Origin of the sequence: Sphingomonas sp. NBWT7, assembly GCF_014217605.1 — a bacterium.
Taxonomy (GTDB): domain Bacteria; phylum Pseudomonadota; class Alphaproteobacteria; order Sphingomonadales; family Sphingomonadaceae; genus Sphingomonas.
Genome location: NZ_CP043639.1, coordinates 1,314,451 through 1,328,212 on the forward strand (window position 1 = coordinate 1,314,451; position 13,762 = coordinate 1,328,212).

14 protein-coding genes are annotated in these 13,762 nt (G+C 68.8%); 4 read left to right on the top strand and 10 right to left on the bottom strand.

Features of this window, described 5'->3' with window-relative positions; translation table 11 throughout:
- Positions 1-21: 21 nt before the first annotated feature.
- The 4 genes from F1C10_RS06585 to F1C10_RS06595 form a co-directional block, all read right to left on the bottom strand.
- Complete coding sequence (locus F1C10_RS06585) at positions 22-297, bottom strand: hypothetical protein (RefSeq protein ID WP_185209711.1); 276 nt, start codon at positions 295-297, stop codon at positions 22-24.
- 61 nt (positions 298-358) lie between these two features.
- Positions 359-622 carry a hypothetical protein gene (locus F1C10_RS06590; RefSeq protein ID WP_185209712.1) on the bottom strand — a complete coding sequence of 88 codons (264 nt, stop codon included), beginning with the start codon at positions 620-622 and terminating at the stop codon, positions 359-361.
- A 56-nt stretch (positions 623-678) separates the two neighbouring features.
- The gene (locus F1C10_RS16555; protein WP_219729796.1) at positions 679-888 is read right to left on the bottom strand and encodes a hypothetical protein; all 210 of its coding nucleotides are present in this window, start codon (positions 886-888) and stop codon (positions 679-681) included.
- A 140-nt stretch (positions 889-1,028) separates the two neighbouring features.
- Positions 1,029-1,181, bottom strand: coding sequence for a hypothetical protein (locus F1C10_RS06595; RefSeq protein ID WP_185209713.1), 153 nt, complete (start codon positions 1,179-1,181; stop codon positions 1,029-1,031).
- A 261-nt stretch (positions 1,182-1,442) separates the two neighbouring features.
- On the opposite strand from F1C10_RS06595, the gene F1C10_RS06600 reads away from it, so the two are divergent.
- The gene (locus F1C10_RS06600; protein WP_185209714.1) at positions 1,443-2,585 is read left to right on the top strand and encodes a hypothetical protein; all 1,143 of its coding nucleotides are present in this window, start codon (positions 1,443-1,445) and stop codon (positions 2,583-2,585) included.
- Here the strand turns inward: F1C10_RS06600 and F1C10_RS06605 are convergent.
- Positions 2,582-3,598, bottom strand: a complete 1,017-nt coding sequence (locus tag F1C10_RS06605) for a hypothetical protein (protein ID WP_185209715.1) — start codon at positions 3,596-3,598, stop codon at positions 2,582-2,584. The two genes, F1C10_RS06600 and F1C10_RS06605, sit on opposite strands and share 4 nt — an antisense overlap.
- 223 nt (positions 3,599-3,821) lie before the next feature.
- Here F1C10_RS06605 and F1C10_RS06610 point away from each other — a divergent pair, with 223 nt between their 5' ends.
- Positions 3,822-4,316 carry a hypothetical protein gene (locus tag F1C10_RS06610; protein ID WP_185209716.1) on the top strand — a complete coding sequence of 165 codons (495 nt, stop codon included), beginning with the start codon at positions 3,822-3,824 and terminating at the stop codon, positions 4,314-4,316.
- A gap of 73 nt (positions 4,317-4,389) precedes the next feature.
- On the opposite strand, the gene F1C10_RS06615 is transcribed toward F1C10_RS06610, so the two are convergent.
- On the bottom strand, positions 4,390-4,701 hold the full coding sequence (locus tag F1C10_RS06615; RefSeq protein ID WP_185209717.1) for a hypothetical protein: 312 nt from the start codon (positions 4,699-4,701) through the stop codon (positions 4,390-4,392).
- A gap of 316 nt (positions 4,702-5,017) precedes the next feature.
- Between F1C10_RS06615 and F1C10_RS06620 the strand changes: the two genes are divergently transcribed.
- The gene (locus tag F1C10_RS06620; RefSeq protein WP_185209718.1) at positions 5,018-6,328 is read left to right on the top strand and encodes an SIR2 family protein; all 1,311 of its coding nucleotides are present in this window, start codon (positions 5,018-5,020) and stop codon (positions 6,326-6,328) included.
- Complete coding sequence (locus F1C10_RS06625; RefSeq protein WP_185209719.1) at positions 6,318-8,324, top strand: ATP-binding protein; 2,007 nt, start codon at positions 6,318-6,320, stop codon at positions 8,322-8,324. The genes F1C10_RS06620 and F1C10_RS06625 overlap by 11 nt, the downstream gene beginning before the upstream one ends.
- 61 nt (positions 8,325-8,385) lie before the next feature.
- Here the strand turns inward: F1C10_RS06625 and qatD are convergent, their stop codons facing one another.
- The 4 genes from qatD to qatA all read right to left on the bottom strand — a co-directional run bounded on the left by qatD (position 8,386) and on the right by qatA (position 13,357).
- Positions 8,386-9,156 (bottom strand): Qat anti-phage system TatD family nuclease QatD, encoded by a 771-nt coding sequence (gene qatD / locus F1C10_RS06630; protein ID WP_185209720.1) that lies wholly within the window; start codon positions 9,154-9,156, stop codon positions 8,386-8,388.
- Positions 9,153-10,526, bottom strand: a complete 1,374-nt coding sequence (gene qatC / locus F1C10_RS06635) for a Qat anti-phage system QueC-like protein QatC (protein WP_185209721.1) — start codon at positions 10,524-10,526, stop codon at positions 9,153-9,155. The genes qatD and qatC overlap by 4 nt, the downstream gene beginning before the upstream one ends.
- Positions 10,523-11,068 carry a Qat anti-phage system associated protein QatB gene (qatB, locus tag F1C10_RS06640; RefSeq protein WP_219729797.1) on the bottom strand — a complete coding sequence of 182 codons (546 nt, stop codon included), beginning with the start codon at positions 11,066-11,068 and terminating at the stop codon, positions 10,523-10,525. Before qatB ends, qatC begins: the two co-directional genes overlap by 4 nt.
- A gap of 333 nt (positions 11,069-11,401) precedes the next feature.
- A complete protein-coding gene (qatA, locus tag F1C10_RS06645; protein ID WP_185209723.1) occupies positions 11,402-13,357 on the bottom strand; it encodes a Qat anti-phage system ATPase QatA in 1,956 nt (651 codons plus the stop codon).
- Positions 13,358-13,762 lie beyond the last annotated feature (405 nt).

A 13,762-nucleotide genomic window follows, 5' to 3' on the forward strand; every position in this document is an offset into this window, starting at 1 on the left:
TGCAGGCGACCGCGGTCGGCGCTAGGTGGTATCGCCTCCGATGTGCATCCGACCGACCCCCTCGTGGGGCACGGTGGCCCCACAGGGGGTGGTGACGCCACTGGACCCGTGGACCACCTTGTGGCGGAGGTCGGCCTCATCGTGGGTGAGGCTGTCGACGCGCCGGGCGCGGCGGTCAGCCGGCCTGCCGGTGTCGTCGGGCAGCGAGCCGCGCACAACGCGCGCATGGCCGCCGACGTCGACGTGGTGGCGCGCTGCGGTATCGTCGGCGGCGCGAGGCAGGTGGTTCTTCTCCATGGTGGCTCCTCTCGGGCTCGGGCGCCCGCGACCTGTTGCTATCGGTGGGTGAGTGGAGGCGTCAGCCGTCGGTTGTTCCGCCGCGCTGGTCGAAGGCGTCGGCCGCGATCGGCACCTCGGCCATCCGGTCTGGCCGGCCGACGAGGAAGTTCGGCGGCGCGGCCTCGGTCGGGTTGCGCCTGTTGGCGCGGCGGAAGCTCCGGCCGGTGAGCGGGACGAAGTGATGGTATAGATGTCCGCGCGAGAGGCTCGCCCGTCCTCTGGCGGTGACATGTCCCGCGGCGATGCGGCTGACGGCGTTGCGGGACTTGCGGTGGGACTTCATCGGACGGGTTTCCTTGCTGGCGGCGTGGTTGGAAGGTGGGGCGTAGGGCCCGAGGCTCAGCGTTCGCGGAAGGCGATGCCGGTCGGAGCGACGATCGCGGCGGTCATGCCGCGGCTGGCTCCCACGCCGACCCACGGGTCGGCCTCCGTGCTGGGACGTAGGTGCCCAGCGGGTGGCCGGAGCGAGCGCGGGCCGTAGCGGTCGCTGTATGCGCCCGAGGGTGCCTTCCTCTTGAAGTGGCGGCGGGTGCGGCGATGGTTCTTCATTCCATTTTCTCCTCTGCAGTGGGGGACGTCCGATAGTGGCGTCGATCGGTGGATGGTGGTGGCCGGCGTGGTCAGTTGCCCGCCGCGGTCGCTTCCGGTCGACGGCTCCATCGCGGATGCCGCTCCTTGCGGGGCAGCGCTCACGATCCGGGCGTCGGGCTGCGGCGGCGCGCGGGGCCGATGACCTGCCGGCGGCCGAGGCGATGGCGACGCCGCCCGGCATGCTTCGCCTGCGCTGCCATCGCCCTGCGCATCAACATCGTCACCAGAGTCTCGATCTCGGTCGCTTCCATCGTCATTCCCCACTTTCCACGGTGAATTGAATAACGGCTAGATGGCGATGGATGTCGGATCGCGCAACAGCTTTTTTATTCATATCCCCGTGGAAACTGGTAGCGTTGCTGCGTTAAGCATTGTAGGCCGCAGGGATGGGCGAATTCGGGAAGCCAGGATTAGGGACGAATGGTCGCGCCGAGGGTCGGGCCAGGGCGGCGGGAAAGGAGCGCGGAGGCTCCGGGACCGGCGAATCGGGCGCGCTCTCGGCCGAATCGGGCGTGGCCGATGCGCCGGTCGACCTGGAGACGCTGCTGATGCGCCCGCCGACCGAGGAAGAGGCGCGGTCCTGGGCTGTCCTGTCGCCTGCGCTGCGCACGCGGGCGGTAGACCGCATCACCTTGCTGCGGCGGTGGTGGGGCGAGCGCGACGGGCTGACCGCGAAGGAGGCGGCCGCGATGGCGGGCGTCATCCCCAACCGCTTCTACCAGATGGCCGCCGCGTGGAAGCGGGCGCCGGGCCTGGCGGCGGTGGGCGCCTTCGCGGGAACGCCGGCGCCGCGATCCCCCCGCATCCATCCCCTGGTCAATGCCTCCCTGCAGGCCAATGTCGTGAAGGTCGTGGCCGACGGCGGCGGCAAGTCGGTCGAGGCGATGCGCCGCCGTCTGGAGGAGCTTGTCGCGGCCGATCTGCGCGCGCGTCAGTTGGCCGAGACCGGATCGTCCGGCGCCGGACCGGCGATCCCGTCGCCCACCGTCGTGCGCGCCGTCATCACCCGCGAGCTGAACCGCGTCGGCGAGGCTCAGCTGCTCGGCGAGTCGATCGCGATGGACTGCTGCCCGACCGCGATGCGCTCGCCGACGGGCGAGCCGTGGGCGTTGTTCGCGATCATCGACCGCGGCACGCTGCGCATCCTCGGCACGTCCGTGGGATCGCTCGACGACAGCGTCGAGGGCTACTCGCTCGCCGCCAGGCGCGCGCTGGTCGCGCTCGCCCCGGTCGGGCCGAGCCTTGGCCCCTGGGCCCGCCGGACCCGGCGCGTGGACATGGTGGTCGGCCGGGACGAGGCCGCATGCGATGCGCTGATCGCGCGCTATGGGAATGTCGAGGGCGCGATCGAGTTCAAGGCGGTGACGCGGCCGCGGCGGTTCGGCTCGATGCTTCGGCGGTATGTGGGGGAGCGCATGGGCCGGGTGGACTTGAGGCCCGGCTGGGCGACTGCGGCGCCTCCGATGGCGGACGGGGACCCGGCGTTCGCCAGGTGGGATGCCTGGGAGCGCACGGACTTCGAGGCGCAGGCGTGGAACGAGGCGAAGGTGATCGAGCGCGCTGCCAAGGGCCATGACCGTCCGCCGGACGAACTGGTGGCGCTGATCCGTCTGCTGGTCGGCGACGGTCAGATCGATCCGGGCACGCTGCGCTAGCCGCGCCTCGCGGCGTTGTGCGCCGCGACCGCCAGATCGACGGCCGTGACGGCGTCGTCCGGCGACAACGGCCTCCACGGTCCCGCCTTCCGCGCCGCATGGCTGCGGTGTCGTATCGGGATGCTGTCGATATAGCTGCCGAGCGTGGTCGACAGCAGCGTGGATCGGCGGACCACCTGTATGCGCGCGTCCCGCGCGCCCGCGCACGGGACATCGGTCGTCACCGAGTCTGCATGCCCGTCGCGAGCGACGGCGCCGGCGAGCGTGGCGACCACGGTCACCCGCCGATGATGCTCCGCGACGATCTGTGCCACTAGCGGGCGCGCCGCGGCGACCACGTCGCCGTCGATCACGAGGCGATGCCCGACGATGACGCCGCCCGGACGCTCCACCGCCAGGACGAGTTCGGGTGTCGCGACCGTTCCGTCGCCGGCCATGACCGGCAGCAGGCACTCGACGACGGCGACCGCGACGTCGTCGACCGGTCCGGCCGCAGCGCCCGACTGCGCCTGGCGCGCCCGCATCATGGCCTTGTGCACAAGCCCGGATGATGGCGGCGCGATGCCGGCGGCGGCACACACGGAGCGCACCTCGGCGCGCACGTCGGTGAAGCGCGCTTCCGTGCCCCGCCGCCCGATCACCCGGTCCATGATGGCCCGGGCGTCGTCCGCGACCGGGCGCGCGCCGTGCTGGTCACGCGTGTCGCCGCGGCGACCGTTGTGGCCGCTGACGAGTCGGGCGTCGCGGTGCTTCTTCCATGCCGACACGAGCCGGTAGAAGTGGGAGACGGTGACCCCCATCCGCGCCGCGGCCGCAAGCGCCTCGCTGCGGGGGTGGCGGCCGTTCGCGCACCATGCGCGCAGGATCGCGACGCGTTCGCGGGTATCGGCCCAGTGCAGCGGATCGATCCCCGTCAGATCGACGTCGGCCGAGACGGCTTCGTGCCCGGCCAACAGCGTGGCGCGCGCGTCCGCGCGCCGGGACGCGAGGCGTCCTTCTTCGATGTCGCTCATCTCGTTTTTCCCTTCAGGATGGTTTCACCGAAGCCGCTCCGGCCGTCGGATTTTGCGCCGCTGCAGCCGCCGCCGGCGGAGAGGAGGGATTGCCTGCTGCGCTAAGCGGCGTGGCCGCTCGCATCCCCTTCCCTGCGCGGGTCGGTAGGTAGGGATTGCTTCACCACCGACGGGCTATCCTCCCGACGATGAGCAGGATCGCCGTCGCAGGCCCGAGGGGCGCATGAACCGGCTGCTAACGCATGCCGTCGGCCCGGTGCCGGTCGACGGACTGACTGCATTCGCCGAGCCACGGTTCGGCGGCGTCGGCGCGGTGCTGCCGTTCGCCGTATGGGGTCAGGCTGGCGCACGCTGGTCCGACATGGCGTTGGGCGTGCTGACGCGCGACGTCGGGAGCGCGTCCCGCGTCGCGAGCGCGAGGGCCGATGCCTTGGACACCGTCGAGCGCTGGTGCCTCATGGCGCCGCGCCGATGCGCGTTGCCGGTCAGGGGCTACCGCTGGTCCGCTCACTCCGACTGGATCGAGGTCGGGCCGCTCTGGGCGCCATGCATCTCCGAGGACGATCGCCGGCTGGGCGCTGGCGCCGTGGTGATCGCCGATCCCGCGGCCGACCATCGCGCGCCGGTGCTCATGGACGTCCGCGAGATCGGGATCTGGCTGACCGCGCCGCTCTGGGAAGCGATGGCGCTCGTCCGCGGCAGTCGGGCCGCCGCCTGACTACTGCTCGGGCGGGATCTCCCGTCCTTCTAGGCACGTGACCGCAAGGGACATCACGCGCCCGCGGTGAAAATCAATGGGTGGCGGGATTCCGGTCCAGCGTCACCATGCCGCCGAGTTCGGCGAGCGTCATGGTGGCGTCGATGGTATGCTCGCCGTCGCGGCCGAGCACCAGGATGGGCAACGCCACCTTCCGACCGTCCGGGAAGGTCGCGATAAGCGGATCGGGCCGGAACAGCCCGACGTCGTCGGTCCAGCCGTCGTGCGTGTCGGTTAGCTCGAACGCGTCCCAGGTGATGCTCGAATGGCTTTCCCAGTCGGGGGCGACGTCGAGTTCGCTGATCCCCTTGTCGTCGATCCACAATGCCCGCACGGTCACCTCCACCGCCGGGCCTATCGTCGGATCGTTAAAGAACCGGCACTCGCCAGTTGGCGGCGCGAAGGGCGATGGAATGCGACCAGGACCACGGCCATCGTCAGTATCACTGCCGACGAGGCGGCGGACGGCGGGGGATGGTCGCGCCGATCGCTGACTCCGGCCGACTGCCGCGCTCTTCCGGGCGTCATGTCGGCGCGCACGGCGCCGCTGGATCGGTTCGGGTTGCTCGCGCGCGCAGGTCACCGCACAAGTGGGCTGACACATCGTCTGCGGAGCGGTGGGATTCTCGAAGGGGTGGTGGATGGACGGAGCGGATGGACTGATGGCGGACGGCGCCTCGACCGCGGCAGGTGGAGCCCCCCACGCCGACAGCGGCTTCACCCTCGTCCGCAGCGGCGACCACGGGACGCAGCAGCTGGACTGGGACAAGGGTCCCGAGCATGTGCGCAAGGCGCTGGGCGAGGCGCTCGGCGCGCGCAACGTCGCGTTCCTGCTGGGCGCGGGCTGCTCGTCGATGATGAAGGACGGCACCGAGCGCGGCATCGCCACGATGGCGCCGTTGGCGGCGGAGTTCTGCGGTGCGGCCGGCGCCGCCGCGGGCGGCCCCGCTTGGGCGCTCGACGCATCCGACCTGTCATGCCTGGCGGGGCACGGCCTCACCCTGGCCGGCGACTACACGCGCAACCTGGAACGGCTGATGGAGACGCTGCATGCGCTCCGGTTCGTGCTGTCGCGGAGCGACGACGCCGGGGACGTGGACGAGGTCGCGACGATCGACGGCATGATCGCCAAGATCCAGGCGTTCCTGTGGGAGCGGTGCACGGCCGGGGCCTTCGCCAGCGGCGACGACCAGGTGCTCGGCCTCTACGAATCCTTCTACCGCCGCTTGGTGCTGCGCGACCGCTCGCTGCCCCGGCCCTGGATCTTCACGACGAACTACGACCTGTTCAGCGAACGGGCGATGGACCGTCTGGGGCTGCCATACGCGAACGGGTTCTCAGGCGTCGTCGAGCGCCGCTTCAATCCGGCGACGTTCAGATACGCTCTCGCCGAGCAGCTCGACATCTCGAACCGCAAGTGGTCGGCGGTCGACGGATTCGTGTACCTGTGTAAGCTGCACGGCTCGATCAGCTGGACGGAGGACGACCACGGGCTCTTCCCGATCCGCGAGACCTGGCCCCAGACCGCGCCTTCGAAGGTCATGATCTTCCCAACGCCGGCGAAGCAGAACTCGAGCCTCGGGTCGCCGTATTCCGACCTGTTCCGCGAGTTCCAGTCGCGCATCGTCCGAGAGCAGAGCGTCCTGATCACCATGGGCTACGCCTTCGGCGACGAGCACCTGAACAACATTATCTACCAGGCGCTGACGATCCCGACCTTCAGGCTCATCGTCTTCGCCGATCCGGGTTCGGGCGGCGACATCGCCAAGCTGCGTGCGCTGGCCGATCCGCGCATCTGGATCATCGGCGGGTCGGGGCCGCCCGACGGCGCACCCGCCCATTACTTCAGCACCATCGTCGAGCACCTGCTGCCGCGACGCCCGTCCGACAGGATCGACGACGCGGTGAAGCTGGTGCTCCAGACCATGGCCGCCGGCTCGGCCGCCGCCGCGGTGCCGACCGATGACGACTGACGATAGGCGCCGCGCCATCGGCTCGGTCGTCGCGGTCGCGGCCGACAGGTTCGTCATCGAGATGCATGGCGGCACGGACAGCTTCACCGTGGTCGGCTTCGACGACGTGCATTACGTCGCCCGCCTGGGATCGTTCGTCATGATCCCGGCTCAGGCCGAGTATGTGGTGGCCGAGATCGTGGGGCTTCGCGAGCGCGACGCCGGCGCCGGTGGCGAGATGGACAAGGCCGGCTCGGCCAAGTTCCTGGACGTCGTGCCCGTGGGCATGCTGCCCGTGGAGGGCGGCAGGTTCCGCTTCGGCGTCTCCGTTTTCCCCTCCCTCTACGCTGATGCCCTCTACGCCCTGGACAAGGAGCTGGACCGCATCTTCGACACGAGCCCGGCGTCGGAAAGGTCGTCGGGTCCCGACGGCGGCGACTGCGTGCCGGCCGAGGCGACCCGTCTGCGCATCCTGGAGATCGGACAGTCGGTCGTCTTCGAGGATTACCGGGTCAAGGTCCGCATCGACGAGTTCTTCGGAGGTCATGCAGCGGTGCTGGGCAACACCGGAAGCGGCAAGTCGTGCACGGTCGCGTCGATCCTGCAGGAGCTGTTCGACAAGCCCGACGAGCACCATGCCAGGGGCGCGACCTTCGTCGCGCTCGACGTAAACGGCGAATACCACCAGGCGTTCGGCAGGCTGGCCGCGGCAGGCGTGATCGGCGTGGATCGGCTGGTGCTCGACGGCACGGCCGCCGCCGACCGGTTCAGGATCCCGCACTGGTTCCTGGACCTGTCGGAATGGGAACTGCTGCTTCAGGCGAGCGAGCGCACGCAGGTGCCGATCCTGCGCATGGCGCTTGGCCTGGCGACGCTGTTCGGGGGCGCGGCCGACGGACAGCTGAACGACATCCGCAACCACATCCTCGCCAAGTGCATCACCCAGATCCTGTCCGACGAGAGCCCGCCCGGTGCCAAGGAGACGCGGATCCTCGGCATCCTGCAGCGCTTCAGGACCGCCGAGATCAATTCGGGCACGATCGGGGCAATGGTGCACACGAATTACGGCAACATGGCCAATATCGAGGACGCGTTCGCGTATCTCGTCGGCGAAGATGGCGATGGCGGCTATGTCATCGACGACTTCAAGCTGCCCGACTATTCCAACAGTCCGTTCGACTTTGAGACGCTGGGTGACGCGATCGACCTGGCGCTGCTCTACGAGGAGGCGCACGGCAACCGCCAGATCCGCGACTATTGCTCGCAGATGGTCACGCGCTTCAAGGCGCTGCTGGAGCGCGAGGATTACGCCTTCCTGCGCCACCCGGCGGCGGGCGCGACGAGGGACACCGGGCCGTTCCTAGCGCGGCTGCTGGGCCTGGGCGCTCAGAACGGCTGCCATGTGAAGGCGTCGCAGGTCGTGATCATCGACATGAACGCGGTCGAGGATGAGGTCGTGGAACTCGTCAGCGCGGTGGTCGCGCGCATGGTATTCAGGCTGCTGCGGCGCGCCGACCCCCGCAGCCGCTTTCCCGTCCACCTGCTGCTGGAGGAGGCGCACCGCTACATCTCGTCCACGCCGTCCCGCTATGCGCTGGACGCCGGCCGGGTGTTCGAGCGGATCGCGAAGGAGGGCCGCAAGTATGGCCTGTTCCTGCTGGTGGCGTCGCAACGGCCGAGCGAGCTGTCGAAGACCGTGCTGTCGCAATGCTCGAACTTCGTCGTGCACCGCATCCAGAACCCCGACGACCTTTCGCAGATCAGGCAGATGTCGCCGTCGATATCGGACGGCGTGCTGCGCCGGTTGCCGACGCTGCCCAAGCAGCACGCGCTCGTGTTCGGCAACTCGGTCAACCTGCCGACCACCTTCAAGGTCCGGAGCGCCGATCCGCTGCCGGCAAGCGACGACGCGAAGATCGTCGACTTGTGGTTCCACGAGGCCGGACGCAAGGCGGGCATCACGCTCTCGCCTGCGCCTGCAGACCTGGCGGATGAAGGGGAACAACCGTTCCCGTAACGCTCCGCCTGCAGGATGTGGGTGCTCGCTTGACCCTCCGGAGGCTTGATGCCCAAGCGGTCTAGACGGCGCTGACGAGCGAGCGGAGGTTTGACACGATCACCTTCGCCAGTTCGCCCGGCACCATGCCCTTGAGGGTGGCTAGCTCCCCGACCGTGTCGATCACCGACGGCGGCCGCGCCGGCGCTCCGTCCATCTCGACGAACGGGCCGTCGGTTTCCGTCAAAAGACGGTCGAGCGGCAGGCCCGCCACTAGTTCGCGATGCTTGTCCGATCGTAGCATCTCGCGATTGATTGAGAAGTAGCAGCCCATAGCCGCGGCGCGGCGCGCCTCGGCGGGCGTTCCGGTGAACCAGTGGAGAATGACGCGCCCACGATCCTGCGGCAGCGCGGCCTCGATGTGGCCGAGCACCTTCGGCACCGAGCGCACGCTGTGAACCGTCAGGATCTTCCCGCCCTGCTCGGCGCAGGCGCGCAGGATGCGTTCGAAGACCCGCTCCTGTTCCGGGAAGCTGCGGTAGAAGCGCGGCCCCGCGTCTAGTCCGATCTCGCCGACGTAGCGCGCGTCCGGCAGCAATGCCTCGAACAGCGGCAGCTCCCCGGCGCGTTCCGCCACCAGCTGCGGATGCAGCCCGAGCGCCACGCGGACGTGCTGCGACCGGGACGCCAGCTCCCGGTTGCGCTTCCAGGCCTTGGGCGTGGTGGTGACGGCCAGCGTCGCGACCCGTTCCCGGTCGCATTCGGCGATCACCGCGGCGTGGTCCCGATACAGGTCCAGGTGGCAGTGGAAGTCGACCCAGCGCGGCGGCGGACGGGTGGTTGCGGTGGTCATGAAGGTTTGGCTTGCACACCTTGGAGTAGGCGCCCGACCTCTTGCAGGCCAGCGATATAGACCGCCTCATAGTCGGTCAGCTTGCTGGGATGATCCGTCAGCGGACCCGGACGATGGATGTCGAATGCCGCGCGTGCCGGTTTCTTGGCCAGTCGCGAGAGCGCCAACTGGAAGGAGCGCACGTGCTCGCCCTCTGCGCGATTGGTGTCCAGCACGCGCCCATGCAGGCTCGGGATCTGATATTCGGTATCGTCGGTGCCCCAGCCTTCCTTGATCGCGGCGCGCCGTATCAGACACGGCACGCAGTGCCCGCAATGCTTGGGCTGGCGATCCGCCTCGTTGAGTGCCCAGCGCGCCTTGGCCGGCGACGAGCACGACATCGTGTTCTTGGCCTCCCGCTGGAGGAAGCCCACGTCCGCGCAGCCTTTCGCCATCTGCCCCTTCGTCTGGAACGCGTAGGGGTTGTGGAGGGTCACGTTCAGCCCCAGCCCTCGCATCAGTTCCTCGAAGCGCGCCATGTAGAACGGGTGCGTCGTCCGCGTGCTGAGGGCGCCCAGCCGCAGCGGATCGAGTGGCACGTTGAGCGAGATGAGGCCGTTCTCGGGAACATGGACAACCGCCTGTCCACCGACTGCATCCGCCGTCATCGCGGCGAGGGCGAAGAACAGGAAGGAGCGACCCCGCAGCGTGTTCTCGACCGAGAAGTCGTCGACGACGTCGTTCGGGAAGCCGACCCGCGCGCGGATGTGATGGATGGTCGCGCTCGGGAAGCGCCGCTTCAGCGCCTCGCCGCAATAGGTCTGGTGCTTGCTCGTGATGCCGTCCCAGTAGTGGCTGACGAGCAGCGGGGACTCGCCGGCCGCGAGCAGGTCGATGGCGCCGATGAAACTGTCGAGGCCGCCCGAGAACAGGCAGACGCTCGACGGCGTCGCGGTGCGCAGCTTAGTTGGCGGTGCGGCCAGCACGGGCACCGACGCGATCCGGGGGCGGAACCGCACACCCCAGTGGTCGCCGGTCAGGAAGTTCAGCGTCGTCATGATCAATGGTGCGAGACCGGTCCAAAGCGCGGGATCGTGGACCGGGAGGTGCAAGTCGATCTCGCGCGTCCAGGCGTCCTGGGCGTCGGCATCCCGCGAGATGCGCGTGTCGGCGGCGGTGATCGCGGCGGCCAGCAGCGCCAGATCGACCGCTGCCTCGCTCGGGCTAAGCCCGACGTCGCGGAGCTGGTCGAGCGCCTGCCCCAGGCCGTAGCCAACGTGTCCGAAGCCATCGATGAACGATATCTCGGTGACGTGCGTGTCCGCCCGCGTCGGAGTGATCGGCGCGGTATCGGCGGTTCCGAGGCGGCCGACGATGCTGTGGTGCCTCATGCTGCGGCCTCGCCTGCTGCGGCGACCAGCTCGAACGCCGCCTCGTATATCTGGTTCACGACGACCTCGATGTCGCGGTCCGACATCCGCTCGACGCCGTCCAGACGCCCGGCGAGCTGCCCACGCGTGCAGCCGGTAACGAAGTCGTGGAGCTGGGCCTGCGCGTTCTCGACGGCCGCCACGCTGTCGGGCAGCGTCACGCCGCGGCCGCCCAGGTCGGCCATGACCCGCCCCTCGATTGAGCGGGCGACGAAGTCGAAGAAGAACTCGCCCATCTGCTCGGGGGTGAGCGTATCGAAGCTGCCCACGCCGGCCTCGGCCATGTCGCCGATGGTCTCCAGCATGGCCTGCCGTGCGATCGCCTCGTCCACCGCCCCGCCGGGTGGGCACACGAACTCGAGCAGGCCGACGAACACCTCGGCGGCCGGCCGGCCCGCGAGTCCTGCCAGGTTTAGCTGACGGAGAGCTTCGGCGGGACCGATCGTAGCGAAATCCCGCACGACGCCGAGCAGGCGCGCACCGGCGGCGCGCGAGGATCCCATCCGCCTTGCCGCCCTGCCGGCGCCGCCCGTGCCGTTCCGCACGTAGCTGGACAGCGCGCTGCCGAGCGCGCTGCTGCTTCCGGTGCGAGCGAAGCGGGAGAAGCTGCCGCGAGCGCCGCCGAGGCCGCCCGCTGCGCTGGTGTCTGGACGCGGCGCTGGCGCCTGGGGCTGCTTCGGTGCGGGCGCGCCCGGCTGCCCCGGACCTGCGGGCTGACCCGGTGTGCCCGGCGCAGGAGCCGCTGGCGCTGGTGCGACGCCGGGTGCCGGGTCATCGACCCAGGAAGGGACCAGACCGCTGGACGGACCGCCGTAGCCTTTCGAGGTGCCCACGGCTCAGTTTCGCCGGAACTGCGACACCGCCCTGGCGGTGGCCTGGAGGGTGGCGTTGTCCGTCTGTTCGGCCCAACCCTGGACTAGGATCTGGAACTCGCCCGACATGGCGGCGTCGGGGAAGCATGTGCCCCAGCTCGACACGGCCCACGCGCCGACCTTCGTAACCGGAAGCTCGCGCAGGAAGTCGAGCAGCCTTCGCTGCAGGGCGGGGTGCAGCTCGACCACCTTGATCAGTCCGTCGATGCCCTTCGGCTTCGAGGTGAAGCTGTCCTCCTGAAGGACGCGTCCGCGAATGGCCTCGAACACCTCCTCGGGTTCGGGGCCGGTCAGCTTGCCCACCTGATCCGACGCGCCCCGCACCATCAGCGTCGGGCCCATCAGCTTGTCGACTAGATCCTCAAGATGACTGGCGGCGACCAGGCCGCCGAGCGAGCTGCGCTTGTCGCGCGTTACGAAGACGTAGGGGCGCAGGTCTTGGTCGGCGAGCGCGGGGTCGATCGCCGCCCAAATCTTCGCCCAATCGTTCTTCATCCACTCCTCGGCCTCGGTAGGCAGCGGCGGCGGCGCCGGCCTAGCCGCCTTACGCGAGCCCCGGGCGGCAGGCTTGTCGTCCTCGTCGGCCTGGCCAACCGGCTCGCGCACCGCGGCCTCGAACCGGGCCAGCGCGTCCGGCTTCCCGTCTGGTGCATTTGCCGCGAGCCTGGCCAGCTGCTCGTAGAAGTCGGGATAGAAGCGTTCGGCGAGCATGATTTTGGCCAGCACCGGCCGCTGCACGTCCGCCCCGAATCCGCGCTCGTCGGCGATCGCATGCCGCAGCATCATCGAGTTCAGGAAGCGCTTGATCTGGCGCGGATTGCCACGGGTGCCTTCGCTGAGGATCTTCGTGACGTGGGCGCTGATCACCAGCGCCTGGTCGACGTCCGGGGGAACGGTTCCGCCAAGGGCCGTCTCCACCGTTTTCCTGTCCAGGCCTCTGCTCTTCCAAGGTCGCTTCATGTCCTCGCGGGCCGCCGCGAGCAGCGCGAGGAAACCGGGGTCGGTCGAGCCGAGCGCGTTCTCGGCCATCAGCAGCGTGATGTAGACGCGCGTCTCGGCAAGCCCCAGCGCGGGGATGCGGAATGGCACCTGGATCAGCTTCTCGAGATAGTTGCGCGCGTAGCTGACGGGTCCCGAGCTCGGCGGCAGGTCCGGAAAGTGCTCGCGCACGGCGTATTCGATCATCAGCTCGTCGGCCCCGATCACGAAGGCGGTGCGGTCGACAAACAGGAACAGTCGGATCGCCTCCAGCGTGGCGATCGCCGTCTTGGGTAGGCAGCGGTCGAGATCGTCGACGATGACGACGAGCTGGTCGATGTCGGCGGCGTCCAGCAGCTCCTCGAATTCCTTTCGGAACGCGTGAATGTGCTCGGGCAGGTTGTCGGAGTCTTTGGGCGCTTCCTTCAGAAAGTCGCCCGCCTTGCCGGCGAGCTCCAGCACGTCGGCCTTCGAGACATGGTCCTGAGGCTTGGCGACGAACGCGGTCGCCATGTCGTAGAGCCCCTTCACCTGGTCGAGCGTAGGGATGCCGGTGGTGGCCGTGAACGCGAAGCCGCCCGCCTTGCGGGCGAGCTTCAACCAGTCGACGCGCTTCAGCACCTTCTTCGCCGCGTCGGCGACCTTGGTCGAGTTCGGGCGCGCGCGTCTCAATTCGTCGACGATCGTCTCGATGACGACGGTCTTGGCGTCCTCGAACCCTTCGAAAGTCCAGCCGTTGAACCAGAGGCACAGGACACGATCGTCCTTTGCGAAGGCGCCCTCGAGCATCTTCAATACGCTGGACTTGCCCGCGCCCCAGTCGCCATGCACGCCGATCGTGACGGGCGACTCCGGAGTCTTGCGGATGAGTTTCACCACCGTTTTCGCGATGGCTTCATAGTAGAGGAGATCGGTGGCCGTCTCCTGATCGTTCAAGAACATTTCAGCACCCCGAGCTTCGCGCTGGTGAAGCCCCCTCTTCTTGCGCGATGAAGCATCATTGCGCCCGTGACCGCAATGGGATCGTGATCGACTGCCGACTTAATGATCCACAATGGCTCGAAAGGCGGTAGGAGGTTGCTGAAGCCGATATCGTCGCCGGGGATTTCGTTGTGACGGTTGGTCCGTTCGGGTAGGATTGCGCCATGTTCGGATTCCGACCCCTCCGCATGGTGGCGATGGCGCTCATCTGCGTCATGCTCGTCGTGCGTTCGGGTCCTGCCTGTGCTGGGATGCTGCAGCCTGCCCGAGCCATCGCTGAAGCCGGCGGTCGCACCGGCACGGACTGCCACGGCATGGCTGGCGACCATGAACGAGATAAGGGCGGTCCCGACAAGAACGCCCAGG